This window comes from Emticicia sp. SJ17W-69 (assembly GCF_051209875.1).
Lineage (GTDB): Bacteria > Bacteroidota > Bacteroidia > Cytophagales > Spirosomataceae > Emticicia.
Genome location: NZ_JBNTQY010000001.1, coordinates 895,019 through 911,075 on the forward strand (window position 1 = coordinate 895,019; position 16,057 = coordinate 911,075).

General features: G+C 35.0%; 15 protein-coding genes. 8 read left to right on the forward strand and 7 right to left on the reverse strand.

Going from position 1 to position 16,057, the window contains the following annotated elements:
* Window positions 1-3 precede the first annotated feature (3 nt).
* Window positions 4-1,551 carry a CotH kinase family protein gene (locus tag ACQUQZ_RS03935; protein ID WP_435353446.1) on the reverse strand — a complete coding sequence of 516 codons (1,548 nt, stop codon included), beginning with the start codon at window positions 1,549-1,551 and terminating at the stop codon, window positions 4-6.
* Between the two features lie 289 nt (window positions 1,552-1,840).
* Between ACQUQZ_RS03935 and ACQUQZ_RS03940 the strand changes: the two genes are divergently transcribed.
* The 6 genes from ACQUQZ_RS03940 to ACQUQZ_RS03965 all read left to right on the forward strand — a co-directional run bounded on the left by ACQUQZ_RS03940 (window position 1,841) and on the right by ACQUQZ_RS03965 (window position 8,034).
* Complete coding sequence (locus ACQUQZ_RS03940; protein WP_435353447.1) at window positions 1,841-2,110, forward strand: hypothetical protein; 270 nt, start codon at window positions 1,841-1,843, stop codon at window positions 2,108-2,110.
* A gap of 199 nt (window positions 2,111-2,309) precedes the next feature.
* Window positions 2,310-3,059 carry a LytR/AlgR family response regulator transcription factor gene (locus ACQUQZ_RS03945; protein ID WP_435353448.1) on the forward strand — a complete coding sequence of 250 codons (750 nt, stop codon included), beginning with the start codon at window positions 2,310-2,312 and terminating at the stop codon, window positions 3,057-3,059.
* A 90-nt stretch (window positions 3,060-3,149) separates the two neighbouring features.
* The gene (locus ACQUQZ_RS03950; protein ID WP_435353449.1) at window positions 3,150-5,786 is read left to right on the forward strand and encodes a TonB-dependent receptor; all 2,637 of its coding nucleotides are present in this window, start codon (window positions 3,150-3,152) and stop codon (window positions 5,784-5,786) included.
* Window positions 5,787-5,846: 60 nt separating this feature from the next.
* Window positions 5,847-6,047 (forward strand): hypothetical protein, encoded by a 201-nt coding sequence (locus tag ACQUQZ_RS03955; protein WP_435353450.1) that lies wholly within the window; start codon window positions 5,847-5,849, stop codon window positions 6,045-6,047.
* Window positions 6,048-6,156: 109 nt separating this feature from the next.
* Window positions 6,157-6,315, forward strand: coding sequence for a type II toxin-antitoxin system RelE family toxin (locus ACQUQZ_RS03960; RefSeq protein ID WP_435353451.1), 159 nt, complete (start codon window positions 6,157-6,159; stop codon window positions 6,313-6,315).
* Window positions 6,316-6,498: 183 nt separating this feature from the next.
* Window positions 6,499-8,034 carry a M28 family metallopeptidase gene (locus ACQUQZ_RS03965; RefSeq protein WP_435353452.1) on the forward strand — a complete coding sequence of 512 codons (1,536 nt, stop codon included), beginning with the start codon at window positions 6,499-6,501 and terminating at the stop codon, window positions 8,032-8,034.
* Window positions 8,035-8,104: 70 nt separating this feature from the next.
* Here the strand turns inward: ACQUQZ_RS03965 and ACQUQZ_RS03970 are convergent, their stop codons facing one another.
* From ACQUQZ_RS03970 to ACQUQZ_RS03980, 3 genes are read right to left on the reverse strand one after another with little or no spacing between them, the layout of a single operon-like run.
* The gene (locus tag ACQUQZ_RS03970) at window positions 8,105-8,323 is read right to left on the reverse strand and encodes a DUF4287 domain-containing protein (RefSeq protein WP_435353453.1); all 219 of its coding nucleotides are present in this window, start codon (window positions 8,321-8,323) and stop codon (window positions 8,105-8,107) included.
* A 19-nt stretch (window positions 8,324-8,342) separates the two neighbouring features.
* A complete protein-coding gene (locus tag ACQUQZ_RS03975; protein ID WP_435353454.1) occupies window positions 8,343-8,831 on the reverse strand; it encodes a YdeI/OmpD-associated family protein in 489 nt (162 codons plus the stop codon).
* Window positions 8,832-8,850: 19 nt separating this feature from the next.
* Complete coding sequence (locus ACQUQZ_RS03980; RefSeq protein WP_435353455.1) at window positions 8,851-9,309, reverse strand: GNAT family N-acetyltransferase; 459 nt, start codon at window positions 9,307-9,309, stop codon at window positions 8,851-8,853.
* A 198-nt stretch (window positions 9,310-9,507) separates the two neighbouring features.
* Between ACQUQZ_RS03980 and ACQUQZ_RS03985 the strand changes: the two genes are divergently transcribed.
* A complete protein-coding gene (locus ACQUQZ_RS03985) occupies window positions 9,508-10,587 on the forward strand; it encodes a hypothetical protein (protein ID WP_435353456.1) in 1,080 nt (359 codons plus the stop codon).
* A 46-nt stretch (window positions 10,588-10,633) separates the two neighbouring features.
* On the opposite strand, the gene ACQUQZ_RS03990 is transcribed toward ACQUQZ_RS03985, so the two are convergent.
* Both ACQUQZ_RS03990 and ACQUQZ_RS03995 read right to left on the reverse strand, forming a co-directional pair.
* Window positions 10,634-11,182, reverse strand: coding sequence for a nuclear transport factor 2 family protein (locus tag ACQUQZ_RS03990; protein ID WP_435353457.1), 549 nt, complete (start codon window positions 11,180-11,182; stop codon window positions 10,634-10,636).
* 219 nt (window positions 11,183-11,401) lie between these two features.
* Window positions 11,402-12,160, reverse strand: coding sequence for a DUF2927 domain-containing protein (locus ACQUQZ_RS03995; protein ID WP_435353458.1), 759 nt, complete (start codon window positions 12,158-12,160; stop codon window positions 11,402-11,404).
* Window positions 12,161-12,561: 401 nt separating this feature from the next.
* Between ACQUQZ_RS03995 and lysM the strand changes: the two genes are divergently transcribed.
* Window positions 12,562-13,020, forward strand: a complete 459-nt coding sequence (gene lysM / locus ACQUQZ_RS04000; protein ID WP_435353459.1) for a peptidoglycan-binding protein LysM — start codon at window positions 12,562-12,564, stop codon at window positions 13,018-13,020.
* 153 nt (window positions 13,021-13,173) lie between these two features.
* On the opposite strand, the gene ACQUQZ_RS04005 is transcribed toward lysM, so the two are convergent.
* Window positions 13,174-15,711: a zinc-dependent metalloprotease gene (locus ACQUQZ_RS04005; RefSeq protein ID WP_435353460.1), complete on the reverse strand. Its 2,538-nt coding sequence runs from the start codon at window positions 15,709-15,711 to the stop codon at window positions 13,174-13,176.
* Window positions 15,712-16,057: the final 346 nt, after the last annotated feature.

The following is a 16,057-nucleotide window of genomic DNA, read 5'->3' on the forward strand; positions in this document are numbered from 1 at the left end:
AGACTATTTCAAGAACGAAGCTACTGCTTGATTTCTTGTTACCACATGAGCTTTCAACTGTGTAATGGCAGAAGTAAAGGCGGCAGTATTCGATAAATAAGAATAAGGGGCTACCTCTTGCATCACAGATGATGAAATCAAATTATAATTTTTGTCGAAAATAGCATTCATTTTTGCAGAAGTAAAGATATTATCGTTAAAATCTTTCACATAAGACTTATATTTAGCATAATACGTTGCATCATCGGCTAAATAACGAATCAAAGGCCAACTTGCTGCCACTTCTGTCATTTCAAGCGAAACACCCCTGTTCATGCCTCCTGCCCCTTGCTGTGTTGTATTTCCAGCTGCGGTAGTTGAAGTCATTGACAAATTGAAATCCCATGGAATCCAAGTGACTTTTTTAGTAGCCGTTGGCGTATAAAGGTAATAATTATGAGCCATCGCACCATAGGCATCCCAATTGACAATCGTATTATTGATAGCCAAGGCTTTTAAGTAATGATCAACATTGAAGACTTTTTCGAGATTTGTACGCCATAAAGCGGCATTAGATGTGCGAGTAGTGGCATTTAATGCCGTAATGACAGCTTGTACATCGCTGTAATCTGCCTCTGTTTCGTTGTTTTTCTTTTCAAAATTTGCTTGACTAAAGGTTTGGAAAGTTGATTCTGGCTTATAAATATTCCCTTTGTCTTCACCAAATTGATTTTTTACCATGGTATCATCAATCACTTCAACCATTGTGTAAACGCCACAGTATTTTAATCCGTCACCAAAATTGATGTATATTTTGTAAAATGACGTACGTGCTGCTGGGATTCCTGCCGAACGAAATAAATCTGAAACAACTTTGTCTCGCATCAATGAAGCATCACCTTGCCCTGGTGACATTGAAAATTCTTTGAAACCATAAAAACGTTGGTTGGTGATTTCTGGATTGGTATCTTCAAATTCATCAAATTGTAACTTGAAAGGGAGTTTATAAATGCCCGAACTCCAAGCTTGTGATAAACTAGAATTTCCTTTCAGACGGAAACCTACCTTATACCACTCTTTGCCGTTGAATTTAACCGATGATTGTACATAAATGGGGTCGCCTGGAATAATATCCAAAGCACCACCACCTGCGGCACCGCCACCCCCTGGAACATTTCCTGCCATTGCTGCTCTTAGGCTATCAATATTAATACCTGTTGGCGGCACCCCACCACCCATCTGTCCACCCGTAGGAGGAATCCCACCAGTTGGAGCTGTACCTCCGCCACCTGCTTGCGTTCCACCCACACCAAAATCATTGCCTGTTTTTGTTTTCATGTCGGCTTTAATAGCTGCCCAGTTTTCGGTTGTTAGGGTTATTTCGAGCGTATTGATTTTATCTTGTGGAAAAACTACATCATAATTTGGGTCTGTTTTGCCATGAGTGGCTTCTGTCCAATCTGCAAGTCCAGCATGAATAGGATCAACAGATTCAGTTCCACCAAGTTTATTACAAGAAATGCTGACTATGAATAAAGCGATGGTACTTAAAAGGTGAATTTTTGATTTCATTTTTGGTGTTTCGATTAGGTTTATATCAATTTAGAAGGCTTGAAAAATTTAACAAATAATTAATCATTACTTCATAAACACAGACGGAGCCTTGTTAAAATTGGTGTCAAAGTGTCGAGAGATTTTGGGTTTGTGTATATAAATTGCTTATTAAAGGCCCAACAATTGAAATGTTTTGTACTTTAGCAAAGTAATTTTACTTCTACTTTTGAATATATAATCAATTTTTGCCATGAAAAACCTGACAAATAATTGCATTAGAATAAGCTCAATTCTATCATTAATACTGATGTTTAGCTGCGATTGCCTTCAAAAAGTGGAAGGTGATTTGTATGATGCCCAAACGATGCAAACGGTGTCGGATGTGGTGATTTATAAAAATACAGAATCATATCACACCATTAAGAGTGATGCCAAAGGTCATTTTCAATTCACTGATATTGAAAGTGGGACAAAATGCCCAGATCTGAGTTTGGTTTTTGAAAAAAAAGGCTATCAATCTGATACTATTACTTTTTCATCCAATGCTTTAAATGTTGTTGTGAAACTTAAAAAATAGCAACTGAGTTTCATCGAAATTGCTTCTTACTTTTGGTTCGGTTGCATCTCCTTCTCATGCTTTGATAGCACAATACTGACTGTTGATTACAAAATGGCTGTATTCTAATTTGTTCTCTGTAATTTTGCAACGCAAATTTTATTTCGTCAAAGCCGAAAATTGCCGCCCGAAAGCGGAAATCTTGTTACCCAAATTGCCCATGACTATTCTTTTGGTAGAAAAAGATGAAACGTATGCAAAGCTAATGACGCAAGTATTAGCTGAATACTATCCTATGGCAATGATTGAGTTTTGTAGAACCATTGAAGAGGTGAAAACAAAATTGAGTACGAGTATTTTACCCGATTTAGCTTTGTGCGAAGTAGAATTATCAGACGGATTAATATTTGAATTATTCCGAGATTTTATGCCGAATTTTCCTGTTGTATTTATGTCGGCGTATGACAAATATTGGTCACAATCAATGGCTTATAATGCTATTGATTATTTAAGAAAACCAATAGGAGAGGAGGAAGTAAATCGAGTTTTGGACAAGTATGAAAACCTTAAACTGCATTTTTTGAAGCGTTTTATGGCCGAAAATGATTCGAAAAGTACAAAAAGTGTTTTTCAGAAAGACCGCTTGATTGCCAAGAAAGGAACAAACTATTATGTGGTAGCAACCAAGGATATTGCATTTATTTATACCGAATCAAGAATTGTATTTTTGATAGACCGCAAAGGCGAACGCTACACCGTAGAGCGTAGCCTAAGCGAGTTGGAAATCGAATTACCAAGTAGAGATTTTTTTCGTGTAAACCGTAAATTCATTGTGCATATCAATGCTATTTTGAGTTTTAAACCTTCTTTTAAGGGTAAAATTGCCCTCGAACTCATGCACCTCTCCAAAGCCGAAGTAAGTATCAGTCAAGAAAACGCCGCCCAGTTTAAAAAATGGATTGAAGAATAATTAGTCAATAGTCTATTGAAAACGGTCGACAGATACCCTGTTGATTGTCGTCCATCGACAGTGGACTAAAAAAAATTAAACCTAAGAAAAATGAAAAAGACAATTATCTATTTATTAAGTATTTCACTCACACATTCAGTCATTGACTCATTCGCACAATCCGACAGTACGAAAGCTTTAAATGAAGTCGTAGTTTCGGCTTCTCGTATCGAAGAAAGTATTTTTAAAGCCCCAGTTTCAGTCACGAAGATTTCGTCTTTGCAGCTTCAAAATTCTCCGAGTATCGAATTGATTTCTTCATTGGCTCGCTATAAAGGAATTGACGTAAGCCAATCGAGTTGGTTTGTAACAAGTCTTAGTACACGTGGTTTTAATAGTGGAAAAGCTGAAAGATTATTGCAATTGGCTGATAATGTGGAGTTTATGTCACCGACATCTTCACTTTATGGAGGAAATTGGATGGGGACTCCCGACTTAGATATTGATAATATTGAAGTAATTTATGGAGCAAATTCTGCCCTTTATGGTTCGGGTGCTTTGAATGGTGTGGTGTTGATGAATTCAAAAGACCCATTCAAACATCAAGGAATCACAGCTTCGGTAAAAGGTGGTTCGAGGTCATTGTTTGATACCCAAATTCGTTATGCACAAGTTTTTGCCAAACGTTTTGCTTTTAAACTCAATGCCAATTTTATCACAGGAAATGAGTTTTTAGGCGAATCTGATGCAGCAATTAAAGCTATAACCGCAGGTGGTTTGGCGGGTTCTGATGCTTCAAATAATGCTTATGGCTCACCTTTTGGGTGGAATAAAATCAACTATTTTGGAGATATTGGTTCAACAATCACAAATCCAGATTATACCAAATATAATGATGGCAAATCTTATCGAATTTATATGCCGGGCTTTAAAGAAAGTGAAATTCTCTCAGCAAATAATGGCTCAAAATTTGGACTTTCTGAAGGAATATTCAAAGCTGGAAATATACGTTTAAATCCTTCATTGCATTTCAAAATTAATGAAAGAACAAAGGCTTCTTATGAATACCGCAAATCAATAGGAAATGGTATTTTTCAAAGTACAAGTCGCTTTGCTTGGCGAGAAATGCAATATGATTTGCATAAATTTGAGATTAAAAATGACCATTGGTTTGTACGTGCCTATTCGATGTTTGATTATGGCGGCAAGGCTTATGAACTCGGGGGCGTAGCTAATGCTCTCCAAAATATGCGAATGACCGACCCTGCCAATGGTACTTTTCCAACAATTGCTGCTAATTATTTCAATGCTTGGAATCAGATTTTTGCAGCGGCTCGTGGCAATGGGTTTGGTGGTGGAAACTTGGCAGGAGTTTATACACCTGATGCAGTCAATGGCGGTGTACCTACTTCTTTTGCCTTACCAACGATTCAAGGTGGACAAAGTATTGAAAATGCTGCAAAATTAGCTTTTGATTTGACACAAAATCTGCAAATTACCTCTAATCCTGCTGGGTCTAATTCAGTTTTTAAAAATATAACCCAACAAGTTGCCAACGGAATCGGCGATTTGAAAGTAAATGGTACGACAGTGAAAGGTGCCGCTTTTGCTAATACCGCTCGCAATATGGATTTTTCGGCACAACGTGAGTTTCGTTTCAAAACAACCAATGTTGTTGTTGGTGGTGCATACCGAACATATTTATTGAAATCTAATGGCACATTGTTTTCGGATGGTATTTATTCTCCATTAAATGGAGAACAAAGAAATTCAATAATCAATTGGGAATCAGGAATTTACGGTCAAGTTCAACAAAAATTATTGGATGAAAAATTAACGTTGGCTGTGGCTACAAGATTAGATGCGTTCAAGAATTTTGCTGCTAAACTTTCACCAAGAATTTCGGCTGTTTATTCATCAGGAAATCATAATTTTAGAGCAAATTATTCAAGAGCTTACCGAGCCCCCGCCCAACTTGACCAATATATTTATTTAGATTACAGCAGTATTTTGCTAATAGGAAATACTGAAAATGGCTTCAAAGGACTTAATTCAGCAGGTACCGCCCCTTACGAAGTAAAGAAAATTGCTCCCGAAAAAATGAATTCTTGGGAAGTGGGTTATAAAGCATTACTTACCAAAGATTTACAAATTGATTTGAGTTATTATCAAAGTTTGTACAATGGTTTTATTGGAATTGTACGCTTCCAAGGGCGTGAAGATGGACAAATGCCAGAGGGAGATTTTACTAAAAAAACTGGTGATTGGGCAAAACCAAGCACTGACCGAACTCGTGGGAGATTTATTCAAACTTGGGCAAATTTTGATAAACCTGTGACTACCCAAGGAGCGTTCGTGAGTTTAGACTATCGTTTAAATAAAAAACTTAGCCTTTACGGGAATTATACTTGGTCACAAATCTCAGATATTAAAGGGTTGATAGCTGGTTTTAATACGCCAAAAAATAAATTTAATTTAGGAGTTAACGGTTTGATAATGAAAGATTTATCGTACTCAGTAAACTATCGTCGGAGCGATACTTATACGTATTTCATGCCTTTCGACGAAGGTGAAATCAAGGCTTTTGGTACGCTCGATGCCCAAGTAAATTATCATGCAAAACCTTTGAAAACAACTTTCAAGTTGGGTGGAACTAATCTGACTAATGCTAATGCGATTACGGTTTATGGTTCTGCTCCGATTAGTAGAATTGTATATATTGGGGCTGTTTTTGTTTTGAAGTATTAAATCAATGATTTTTGAAGACTCAACTTATTTTTACTATTTTTGTAAAAAAACACATCAATTATGAGTGCAATTATTTTAGAAAGCCAATCAAGTCAAAATTTGAAATTATTGATTACTTTGGCTAATAGATTAGGTGTAAAGAGTCAAAAAATATCAACACAACAGTGGGAAGATCATTTGCTTGCTTCGAAAATAGAAGCTGGAATGGAAACCGATACTGTAAACAAAGATGATATTTTGAAGGCATTAGGCAAAATATGAAAATTGCTTACAAAAACTCTTTTCTGAAATCTCTTCAAAAACTCAAAGAAATAGATATAAAAGAAGCTATTTTTGAAGCGATTGTTAATGCCGAACAAGCCGAGGTTTGATGGAAATTCGGAATATTAAAAAACTTAAAGGCTATACTTCCTATTTTCGCATTAGAGTAGGAAATTACCGAATAGGAATGAAGTGGGAAGAGTCAGAAAAGACGCTTTATTTTGTAACTTTTGATCATCGAAAGGATATTTATAAAAACTTCCCATAAATTTAAACTCTTGTAAAGACTTTTTGTTTTTACAAGAGTTTTGTTTTTATACAAAAAATGCTTCTATAAAACTCAATATCAACTTCCTCAGTTAATCGCTTCAAAAGCTGAATTAATCTCATTATTTTGAATTCATGGCTATGAATTTCTATCTTTATCCAAAACAAACTAAAAATAGACAGTATGAGAAAATTACTACCTGCAATTGCACTTAGCGTGTTTTCTTTTGGGGCAATGGCTCAAGAAGAAAAAATTGACTTAGAAATGGTCAAAAAAATTCGTCAAGAAGGATTACAAAATTCAAAAGTAATGGACATTGCTTTTAACTTGACCGATGTTAATGGCCCACGCCTTCAAGGTTCACCTGGATTTATGAAAGCTGCCAATTATTCAAAAAACAAACTAAGCGAATGGGGCTTAGAAGATGCTAAACTCGAAGCATGGGGCGATTTTGGCAAAGGCTGGGAGTTGAAAAAAAGTTATATTGCCATGACAGCTCCTTACTACAAACCGTTGATAGCCGCTCCAAAAACTTGGAGTGCTGGTACCAAAGGAAAACTAAAATCAGCAGAAATTTTACTTATTGATGAAACAGACACTTTGGGCTTAGAAAACTATAAAGGAAAACTAAAAGACAAAGTGATTTTGTTGTATAAAAATGACAAAATTCAACCTTCATTCAAACCCGATGCTACTCGCTATACTGATGAAGAATTAGAGAAAATGGCATCAGCAACGTCTACTACGCAGAGCCAACCCGATACTGCCTTTCGCTCAATGATGCTGGCCATGCGTAGAAATAATATGCTTTCAACCAAAACCAAAGAGTTGGCGAAAAAGGAAGGTGCTTTGGCACTTCTGAGCATGAATGCAAGAGGAAAAGATGGAACTTTATTTGTGTCGAGTGGTGGCTCGTATAAAGCCACTGACCCTGAAGGCTTGTTAGACATTATGCTAACTGCCGAAGATTATTTGTCGCTTTGCCGATTGACTAAAGCAGGAATTCCTGTTAAATTAGAATTAGATGTAAAAACACAATTTTATACCGAAGATTTAAAAGGTTATAATGTTTTGGCTGAAATCAAAGGAACTGACCCCAATCTCAAAGAAGAAGTCGTTATGCTTGGCGGACACCTTGATTCTTGGCATAGTGCGACTGGTTCAACAGATAATGCAGCGGGTTCGGCAGTGATGTTGGAAGCGGTAAGAATTTTGAAAACTTTGGACGTTCAACCTCGTAGAACGATTCGTATTGCTTTGTGGAGTGGTGAAGAACAAGGGCTTTTTGGTTCAAGAAATTATGTGAAAAACCACTTGACCGACGCTGATACCAAGAAAAGTAATAAAGAAGGCGATAAAGTTTCGGCTTACTTTAATGTTGATAATGGAACTGGTAAAGTCAGAGGAATTTATTTGCAAGGAAATGAGGCCTGCCGTCCGATTTTTACTAAATGGTTTGAGCCTTTCCATGATTTAGGAGCAAAAACAATTACGATTAGAAATACAGGTGGCACTGACCATTTGTCTTTTGTAGGGGTAGGAATTCCAGGATTTCAGTTTATTCAAGATGAAATTGAGTACAATACTCGTACACACCATACAAATATGGATTCTTACGACCATCTACAACCTGATGATTTGAAACAAGCGGCAACTATCATCGCATCTTTTGTATATAATGCAGCGATGCGTGATGAGAAATTACCAAGGAAAAAATAAGTAAAACACCAATTACAGCAAATTCCAGTAAAAACTTTTAGTTCTTACTGGAATTTATTTTTATCAGAGATTACTCAGTTTTTCCTTTAAATAAGGCAAATATTGCCATCGAATGTCCATGCCCTAAATCAAAATCTTCTTTTAACCAAGACACAATTTGCCCCGCTTTTACATCGCTTTTTAGTTGTCCGTTTTGCAAAAAGCCTTTTTCTTCTGCCAATTTTTTAAAATCTTCGGGACTTTTACCAGTTTTAGTTTTGATATTGTCGATATATGCTTGAAATGACATAGTGTTATTTTTTTGTTTCTTATGGTTTATCTCTGCCTATGAACCTTTCTTTTCCAAGTAAAAAATCAATCGCTCTAATCACATTTCTATCTACCGATTCCTCGGTCTTTAAAAAAGAAATATATCTTACAATCTCCAATTGCAAAGAAGGTCGCAATCCATCAAAAACAGCTTTTGCTTCTTGATTAATATCTAATGCTTTGAGCAACTTGGGGTGTGATTGAATTTCTCTTTTTATGTCATATACAATCTCAAAGATCGCAATGTCACCAACATCTTTCTTGGCAGCTTTTCGCATGGGTGTGTTGAGGTAGAGTCGCCAATAACCACTGTATTTTATCAATGTTTGTATAAATTCATGTCCATCAATTTTTATTTTCACAGGAATTTTACCTTTAGTCTGATTGGCTTGTTCAAAGATATTTTTCAAAATTTCCTCGGGCAAAAAGACGAAAGGGTTGACTCCTATTATTTCAATTTTAGCAGAAAAGGTATTGATTTTACTCATAATGTTAAGAAAAACTGGATTAAATTTCTAATCTCATTTCTAATAAATTTGGTGTAAACCCTGCTTTTATATAGGACTTTTTTGCTATCAAATTAGCATCATATACTTCAAGCCTTACTTCCGAAATTCCTTTTGATTTTGCCCAATTCATCAATTCATCTAATACCATTTGATTAATGCCTTTCCCTCTAAATTCTGGTTTTACATACATAAAGCCTAAATAGGCAAAATGCGTATGTTTTTGATAAGGTTTGGCAGTTAAAATTTTGGCATATCCCGAACCAACCAATTCTTCACCGACCACTGCTACCATAACTTCGGCTTCATCTGATTTTATTAACTCTAATAAATCATAGTAGTGAATTTCACCCTCCTTCAAAGTGCTATCATAAGGGCGTTCGGCGGCTACAATTCCCTGTTCAAATTCGATTAATTGGTTGATTTCTTTTACTTTGGCCGATCTAATATCTATTTTCATTTCAAAATTTAGGCTTGTAGGGTTATTTGATAGGCTCAAATCTAATTTATTTTATATAAAGCTACAAAGCCAACTAAAAATCCTTGATAAATTTCTGATAATTAGATACTTATGAAGAGCTTATGTATATTTGTGTGCAAGCGAGGTCTAAGTACTGCTTGTGAAAACGTTAGTTGATTTTCAAACAAAAGGAATTCAATGAAAATATTTAAAATCCTGTTATTTTTACTCAATTTTACCGTACTTTTTGAGTCATATTCACAAAAGTTGATTTCGCTAAATGCTGAAAAGTTAAATTTTTCTCCAGCATTTCGCATTGATTATGTGCAAGATGAGCGTGCTAATAAAGATAATTTAGGAATGTCACCTATTGGGAATGTTTTTGTTTCGGCTAATGAAAAAGAAACAATTTCAATGAAAGGGGGAGTAGTAGCTGCTATCAAAAAAATGTTTTCGCAATCAATTCCACCTAATAATAGTACAATTGTTACTTCTTATACTATTTTGGATTTAAGAATTTCTGAGTCAAAACTTCAAAATGGCAATATTTCTGGGCAAATGTTTTTGAGAGCTGCTTTTAAGCGATTGGGGAAAAAAGATACGGTTTTATTAACTGAAACGACTTCCTCAACATCATTTATCCGTTCAGATGCTCAGATGCCAGCTGGAAAATATGAAACAATTCTGACCTCATTATTTGTGAAATCATTAGAATATTTTGATAAATGGTTGGTGGTGAATGGAGGTAAAAGTGAAGCCCTCATCAAAGGTGTGAAAATAGTTTTTGTGCCGGAGCCCATTGAAAATGCTGGAGATACTGTTTATTATCATTCAAGAAAAATTACATGGGATGATTTTAGAGGGAAACCTACAAATAGTCAATATGGTGCGGCAATCTTTTCAAATTTTGCTTTTGGAGCAAGTTTTCAAATTATTGATGGGTTTATTGTCGCCACCGTTCAGACCAAAACTTATATGGTACGTGGAATGTCTTGGGTGATACCCGCTGCTCACGATGCCTATTCTTTAAGTCATGAGCAATTACATTTTGATATTACAAGGCTTGTAGTCGAGCGTTTTAAAAAGAAAATTAGTGTAATGAAAGCAGATTTAGTGATTGACCTAAATAGTATGATTCAATACGAATATTTAGAATCGTATCGTGAGATGAACCAACTTCAAAATCAATATGACAACGAAACCCATCATAGTATCAATCGTCACAAGCAAGTAGAATGGGAAGAAAAAGTTGAAAAATGGTTAAAAGAAACGATATAAAAAATGCAGCCCAATAGCTGCATTTTTATAAATAATATAATGTTTCTTACCAGCCATCATCTGATGGTTTTGGTTTAGCTGCAGGTTTTTTAGTTGCAGCGGCAGGTGTGTTACCTTTGGTAGGAGCGACCGAAGCTGCTGTTGAGAAACCACCAGTATTCGATGAAGCAACTGCCACGTTTTTCTCAACTCTTGAATAAACACGACTAACGATTTTCCATTCACCATTAATTTTCAATAAATTCAAAAAATCGACGAATTTAAAAGTTGGTAATTCCTCCTCGGTTACGGCAGTAGCGGCTGTGCCAGCATAACTATAACTAACGATTTTACTTGTCCATTTTGCACCTCCAGCAGGTACTGCAGCAATAAATTTCTTTACTGGCATTTCGGATACTTTACCATCTTTACTTAAATTTCGTAGATTGGCGAAAGCGAAAAATGCACGATTTAAGCGAGCTGTATCACCAACCGAGCCTCCATCTAAATAATTGTTAATCGTTTCTTTGATAGCTTCATCTTCTGATTGGGCAAAAGTAGTTGCCGAAATACTTATTAAAGCTATGAATCCAAGTAAGAATTTGTTAAATTTCATTGGTATGTTTGTTTGAATCTAATATTAAATTAACGAAAAAAATATTGGGCGTATTGCAAATCTACAATACTGTAATAAATACGACTGTTAGTATGAGGTACAAGCAAAATTTCATTAGTACTAAATAGCTTGAAATAGTACTATATTTTAAATCAAAATTACTAATTTGTCGTAGAAAACAAACTTTTTTGTAGATTATTTTTTGATAGAATGTTCCTCTTATTTAGAAGCATATTCCTTTATTACAGCACTGATATTACTTTCAGTCATGCCTTGTTTAACTCGATTATCTGCCAAGATTTGCAAAATCCTTTGATCCAAAAGTGAGTAACTATTAAAATCATAACCAACTCCACTCATCACTGCTACCATAATTGACTTTGTATTTTCTATATGCCCCAGACCTAATGCGTGTGTAAGTTCATGACGTAATATACCATTTTGCAGGGTAGTTGGTGTACTTGGTGAAAGCCATACTACAGCTTTGGTGATTTCGGTATTGCTCCATTGTGTAAAGGTATTTCCTTGAACACTGGTATTGGTTACTTGATAATTTGTATATTTCGCATTGTGTGTAGCAATTTCTACTCGATTGATGATAATATCAGCTTCGGTAGCAACCTCAGTTCGAATCATTTTACTGTATTTGTTCAGATTATTCATATCAGCAATTATCTTATCTAAGAATGTAAATAAAGCTGTTGTACGACCACCGTCCCAATAGACTTTAATTTGACTTTTGGTTGGAGACCATTTTCTGATAGTTGTGGTTTGTGTTCCTGCTGAATTTTTTAATGCTAAACGCACGAAGCCATCATAAATTTCCTGACTGGTAGGTTTTGTAGTGTTGATCGTACCACTTGTCTGTGTTTGGCTTGTTGTTGGATTTGATGTTTGAGGTGCTACTTCTTGATTTTTTTCACAGGCAATCATCAAGAATAGCATCGAAACTGAGGTAAATACAATAGCAAATTTCATTTTTAGTTTTCAGTTTTAATAGGTTACTTTCGTAGTATTCTAAGGCTATTTTGTTACCTTTTTCAGATAGTATTCTGAAAACGTGAAACAATTTTTCGTTTTTTACATTTTTCTATCAGGATAGGTGTAGGCAACAACAGCTTTCATGCTGTTATTATGAGCAAATTTCATACCATGAGATGCTTACAAATATCATAAATAGTTTCGTTTTTTTGTTAATTGCGAAAGTTTTTTGTTACTTTTATTAATTAATGCGTCTAATACCTGTGAATGTATAATATTTGGTTAAAACCTATTATATTTATAACGACAAAAAAAAATTTTTTATCGTGTAAAAATCAAGTTTTTAATACATTTGCGAAGTTATTTATTTATTTTAACCAAAAACCAAATTACTCAAAATGGGACTAATGTCGTTTTTTAAGGGTGTAGGCGAAAAACTTTTCGGTCACAAAGAAGAGGCAGCACCAGTAGCAGAAAAAGAAGAATTAAAAGCAAGTGCTTTATTGGCACACGTTCAACAGCTCGGTTTAGCTTTCAATACCCTTACCATCAAAACAGCTGGTGATACAGTTACTTTGGTGGGTGAAGTAGATAAGCAAGAAGATGCTGAAAAAATTTCATTAGCTGTTGGTAATGTGGAAGGCGTACACATGGTTGATAACCAATTAGTTGTGGCTACTCCTGAACCAGAAGCGAAGTTTCACACAGTAGAGAAAGGTGATACTTTGTCGAAAATTGCTAAAGAATATTATGGCGATATGATGAAATATCCTGTGATATTTGAAGCAAATAAACCAATGCTTACTCATCCAGATAAAATTTATCCTGGTCAAGTTTTAAGAATTCCAGCTCTTTAATTAATATATTAAAGACAAAATAAAAAATGCCTTTCTTGATTCAGGAAAGGCATTTTTGTTGAATAGAATGGCAAATGTTAGCAGAAAAAAATAGTTAACAAATAATTGTTTTTTTTGTAAATATTTGATAATTAAGGCTTTATGTGCTAACAACTATCGACTATCAATAACTATCTTCTTCACGAAAAACTGTCTATCAATTGTGATTTTTAAAAAATAATTCCCTGTGGCATATTGACTTATATCAAGCGTTTCTTGATGATTACCAGTATTATTTATAGACTTTTCTTGTAAAATTTTTCCATTCAAATCTATCAATGTAATGCTTGTATGTCTATTTGAGTTTGCTAATAACTCAACAATCAATTGATTATGAGACGGGTTAGGAAAAACCTTAAAAGAATTAATTTCTTCATTGGCAAGTGGCTCTAAAATGGTAATTTTTGCACTCCCCGAAACGTTCCCTAATCCACACGAATTATTTACTTCTTTAAGTGTGTAAGTAGTTGATTTTAATGGCTTTATATTTAAAATAAAGGGACTGCTATCAGTAATAAATGCTTGCCCATCTGATAGCGTAAAACTGGCTGGCAGGTCTCCCATAATATTTATATTTAGCAATGTGCTATCTCCAATAAGCATTGTTCTGTCTCCGCTAATCATAGCTGTTGCTAAAAAGCGAATGGTTACGTTGGTCTTTGCTTTGGGCCCTTCACACCCAAAAGCATCGGTTTGGGAAACATAATATGCAAAAGTTCCTTCTCTATCCGTTGGGGGTATAATTGATGCAAATGATTTAATATCATATTCATTCAAAAACCATTTTAAATTTGTCCCCTCAGCAACTAATGGGCTAACTGCATTTTGACAATAATTTATATTGGAAGCAATTTTGGGGGGAGGTGGTGGGGCAACTATCGTTATTGGACCAATCGGAGAACTAAATAATTGCGATTTTTTTGCCAGAATTTTTAACCTATAACCACTCCCAACTGGCAAATTGGTTGGTATTTGAGTAGATAAATTAAATAATGAAACCTGCGTAGGCAGGTCTATATAATTTTTACCTTCATTATCTGAAATTTGTATAATCAATTGATTGTCAGGAGATAATGTTCCAAGAATAGAAATACCTAACTTGATAATTTGGCCTTGACAAAGGGTTGTCGTTGATAAAGATTCAGTCCGAATTTGAGGTTGAACAACATTTATTGTTATGCTATTGCCCTTTGAGCCTTCCCCACAGACATTTTCAACAGAAAGTATTGAAAATGTACTTGTTTCAGAGAGTGTTTTGGAAATTTGATAAGTATCTGAACGTATATCTTTTACTGATGTTCCGTCTGATAGATTAAATGACCAAGTCCCACTACCTCCTAAACTAACAGAAAGATTAATACTTTCTCCTGCATTAATGAGTGTGTTATTGGCTGTAATACTGGCGGTAGGTGGTGTGCGAATTGCAAAATTCTCGCTAATAGAGCTTATAGTTTCGGGGCGGGTAGCAGTTACTCTTACACGGTAATCATCGCCTTCCTGTAAATCGTTAGGAAGCTTAATTTCAAGATAAGTCTCGGTAAATTTAGCTTCAATTTTCTGATAATTTTTGCTAAACTTATCAGAAATTTCAACAAATAACTGGTTATTGGTTTCGAAAAGTCCCTCTAAATCATACGATATTTTAAGTGAATCGCCTACGCAATATACTTTTTGAGCTAAACTACCAATCGAAACGAAATTTGCACTTCGAGTGACAATTTGGTATTCCGATAAAGGCGAAAAGCGTATGCCAAATGAGGCTTGCATCTTCTGATATTGCTGTTCAGTAAATACATTTCCACATTTTTGGTAATATGACATGATATTGGTGTTGGGAGGCGTAAATGTTTCACCATTAGCATCTTGAATATTGGCAGGAGTATTTTGGTCACAATTAAATGCGGTCGATTGTGGTAGTCGTTCAAAAGGGTCAGCAGAGGTATCACAAAGTTGGTCGCCCATCGCAATGCAGTTTGAGCCAACCCCTCGTGTGACTACTTCTCTCTTTGATATGTCGGGGTGATTACTGTCTTGGAAAGTATGAAAAAGCCCGAAATAATGACCGATTTCGTGTAGAAATGTCTTGTTTTTAAGATTCTCAAAATCTTCAGAACTGCGGTCAAAATAAGAATAAAAAACTTTATTACTATTGTTGGATGAATTGGGTAGGGGTGCAAAGCCACTTAAAATAGTCGAATCTTTTAATGTTATGCTTCTGACAAAGTAAATATTAATTGCATTCTGTACATCATACTTTCGACGAAGTTCAGATTCATCTGCCATTTTAAAGTTATAAAACTTATCCTCAACAACTGGAAAAACTTGGCTATTATATAAAAACAATTCGACATTGATATTTTGCAAATAAGTGTTGGCATTGGCTATGATTGCTTGAATATCATTTTCAGACAAAGTAGGTGTTGAAGGGTTGCTTGAAGTAATAATATTTGCCTTGACAGCTACTTTATAGGTATTGACTCGTGCTTGTTTTTGTGTTGTTTTTTGGCGAAGAAAGGCTTGATATTGGGCGAATGAGGCTTGCTTTTCCTGTTCGGTAGGCGAGGGCATACCGCACTTCAACTGTGCGAAAAGGCTTTCACCTTGCCCCAGTATAAGAAGCAATAAGATGAATAAAGAATAAAAATTTCTCATTAATTTATAAATTCGCTCAATATCTCACCGTGCAAAGACGGTAATAGAATACAAGCAAAAATTTTGCCGAAGGCTTTTCTAAGCTAAAATTTTGCCGCATTTTTCCCGAAAGTTACTAAACTCTTTGTTTAAAATTACAAATTCTGCTTGGAAATGTGTGAAAGTGAGGTTTTTTGGGTGGATTTTTATGTAGTAGTTTATAAGAATAATCTTTGATTGATTGCCAAATTATCAATCAAAATTTGTTAAATTGAATGTAAAATTTACATAAAAATAAGTAATATTTAGAAAAACCGATCATTGAAATATGTTTTATTGCTTTCTTTCAATGACCGGTTTTTAGAAT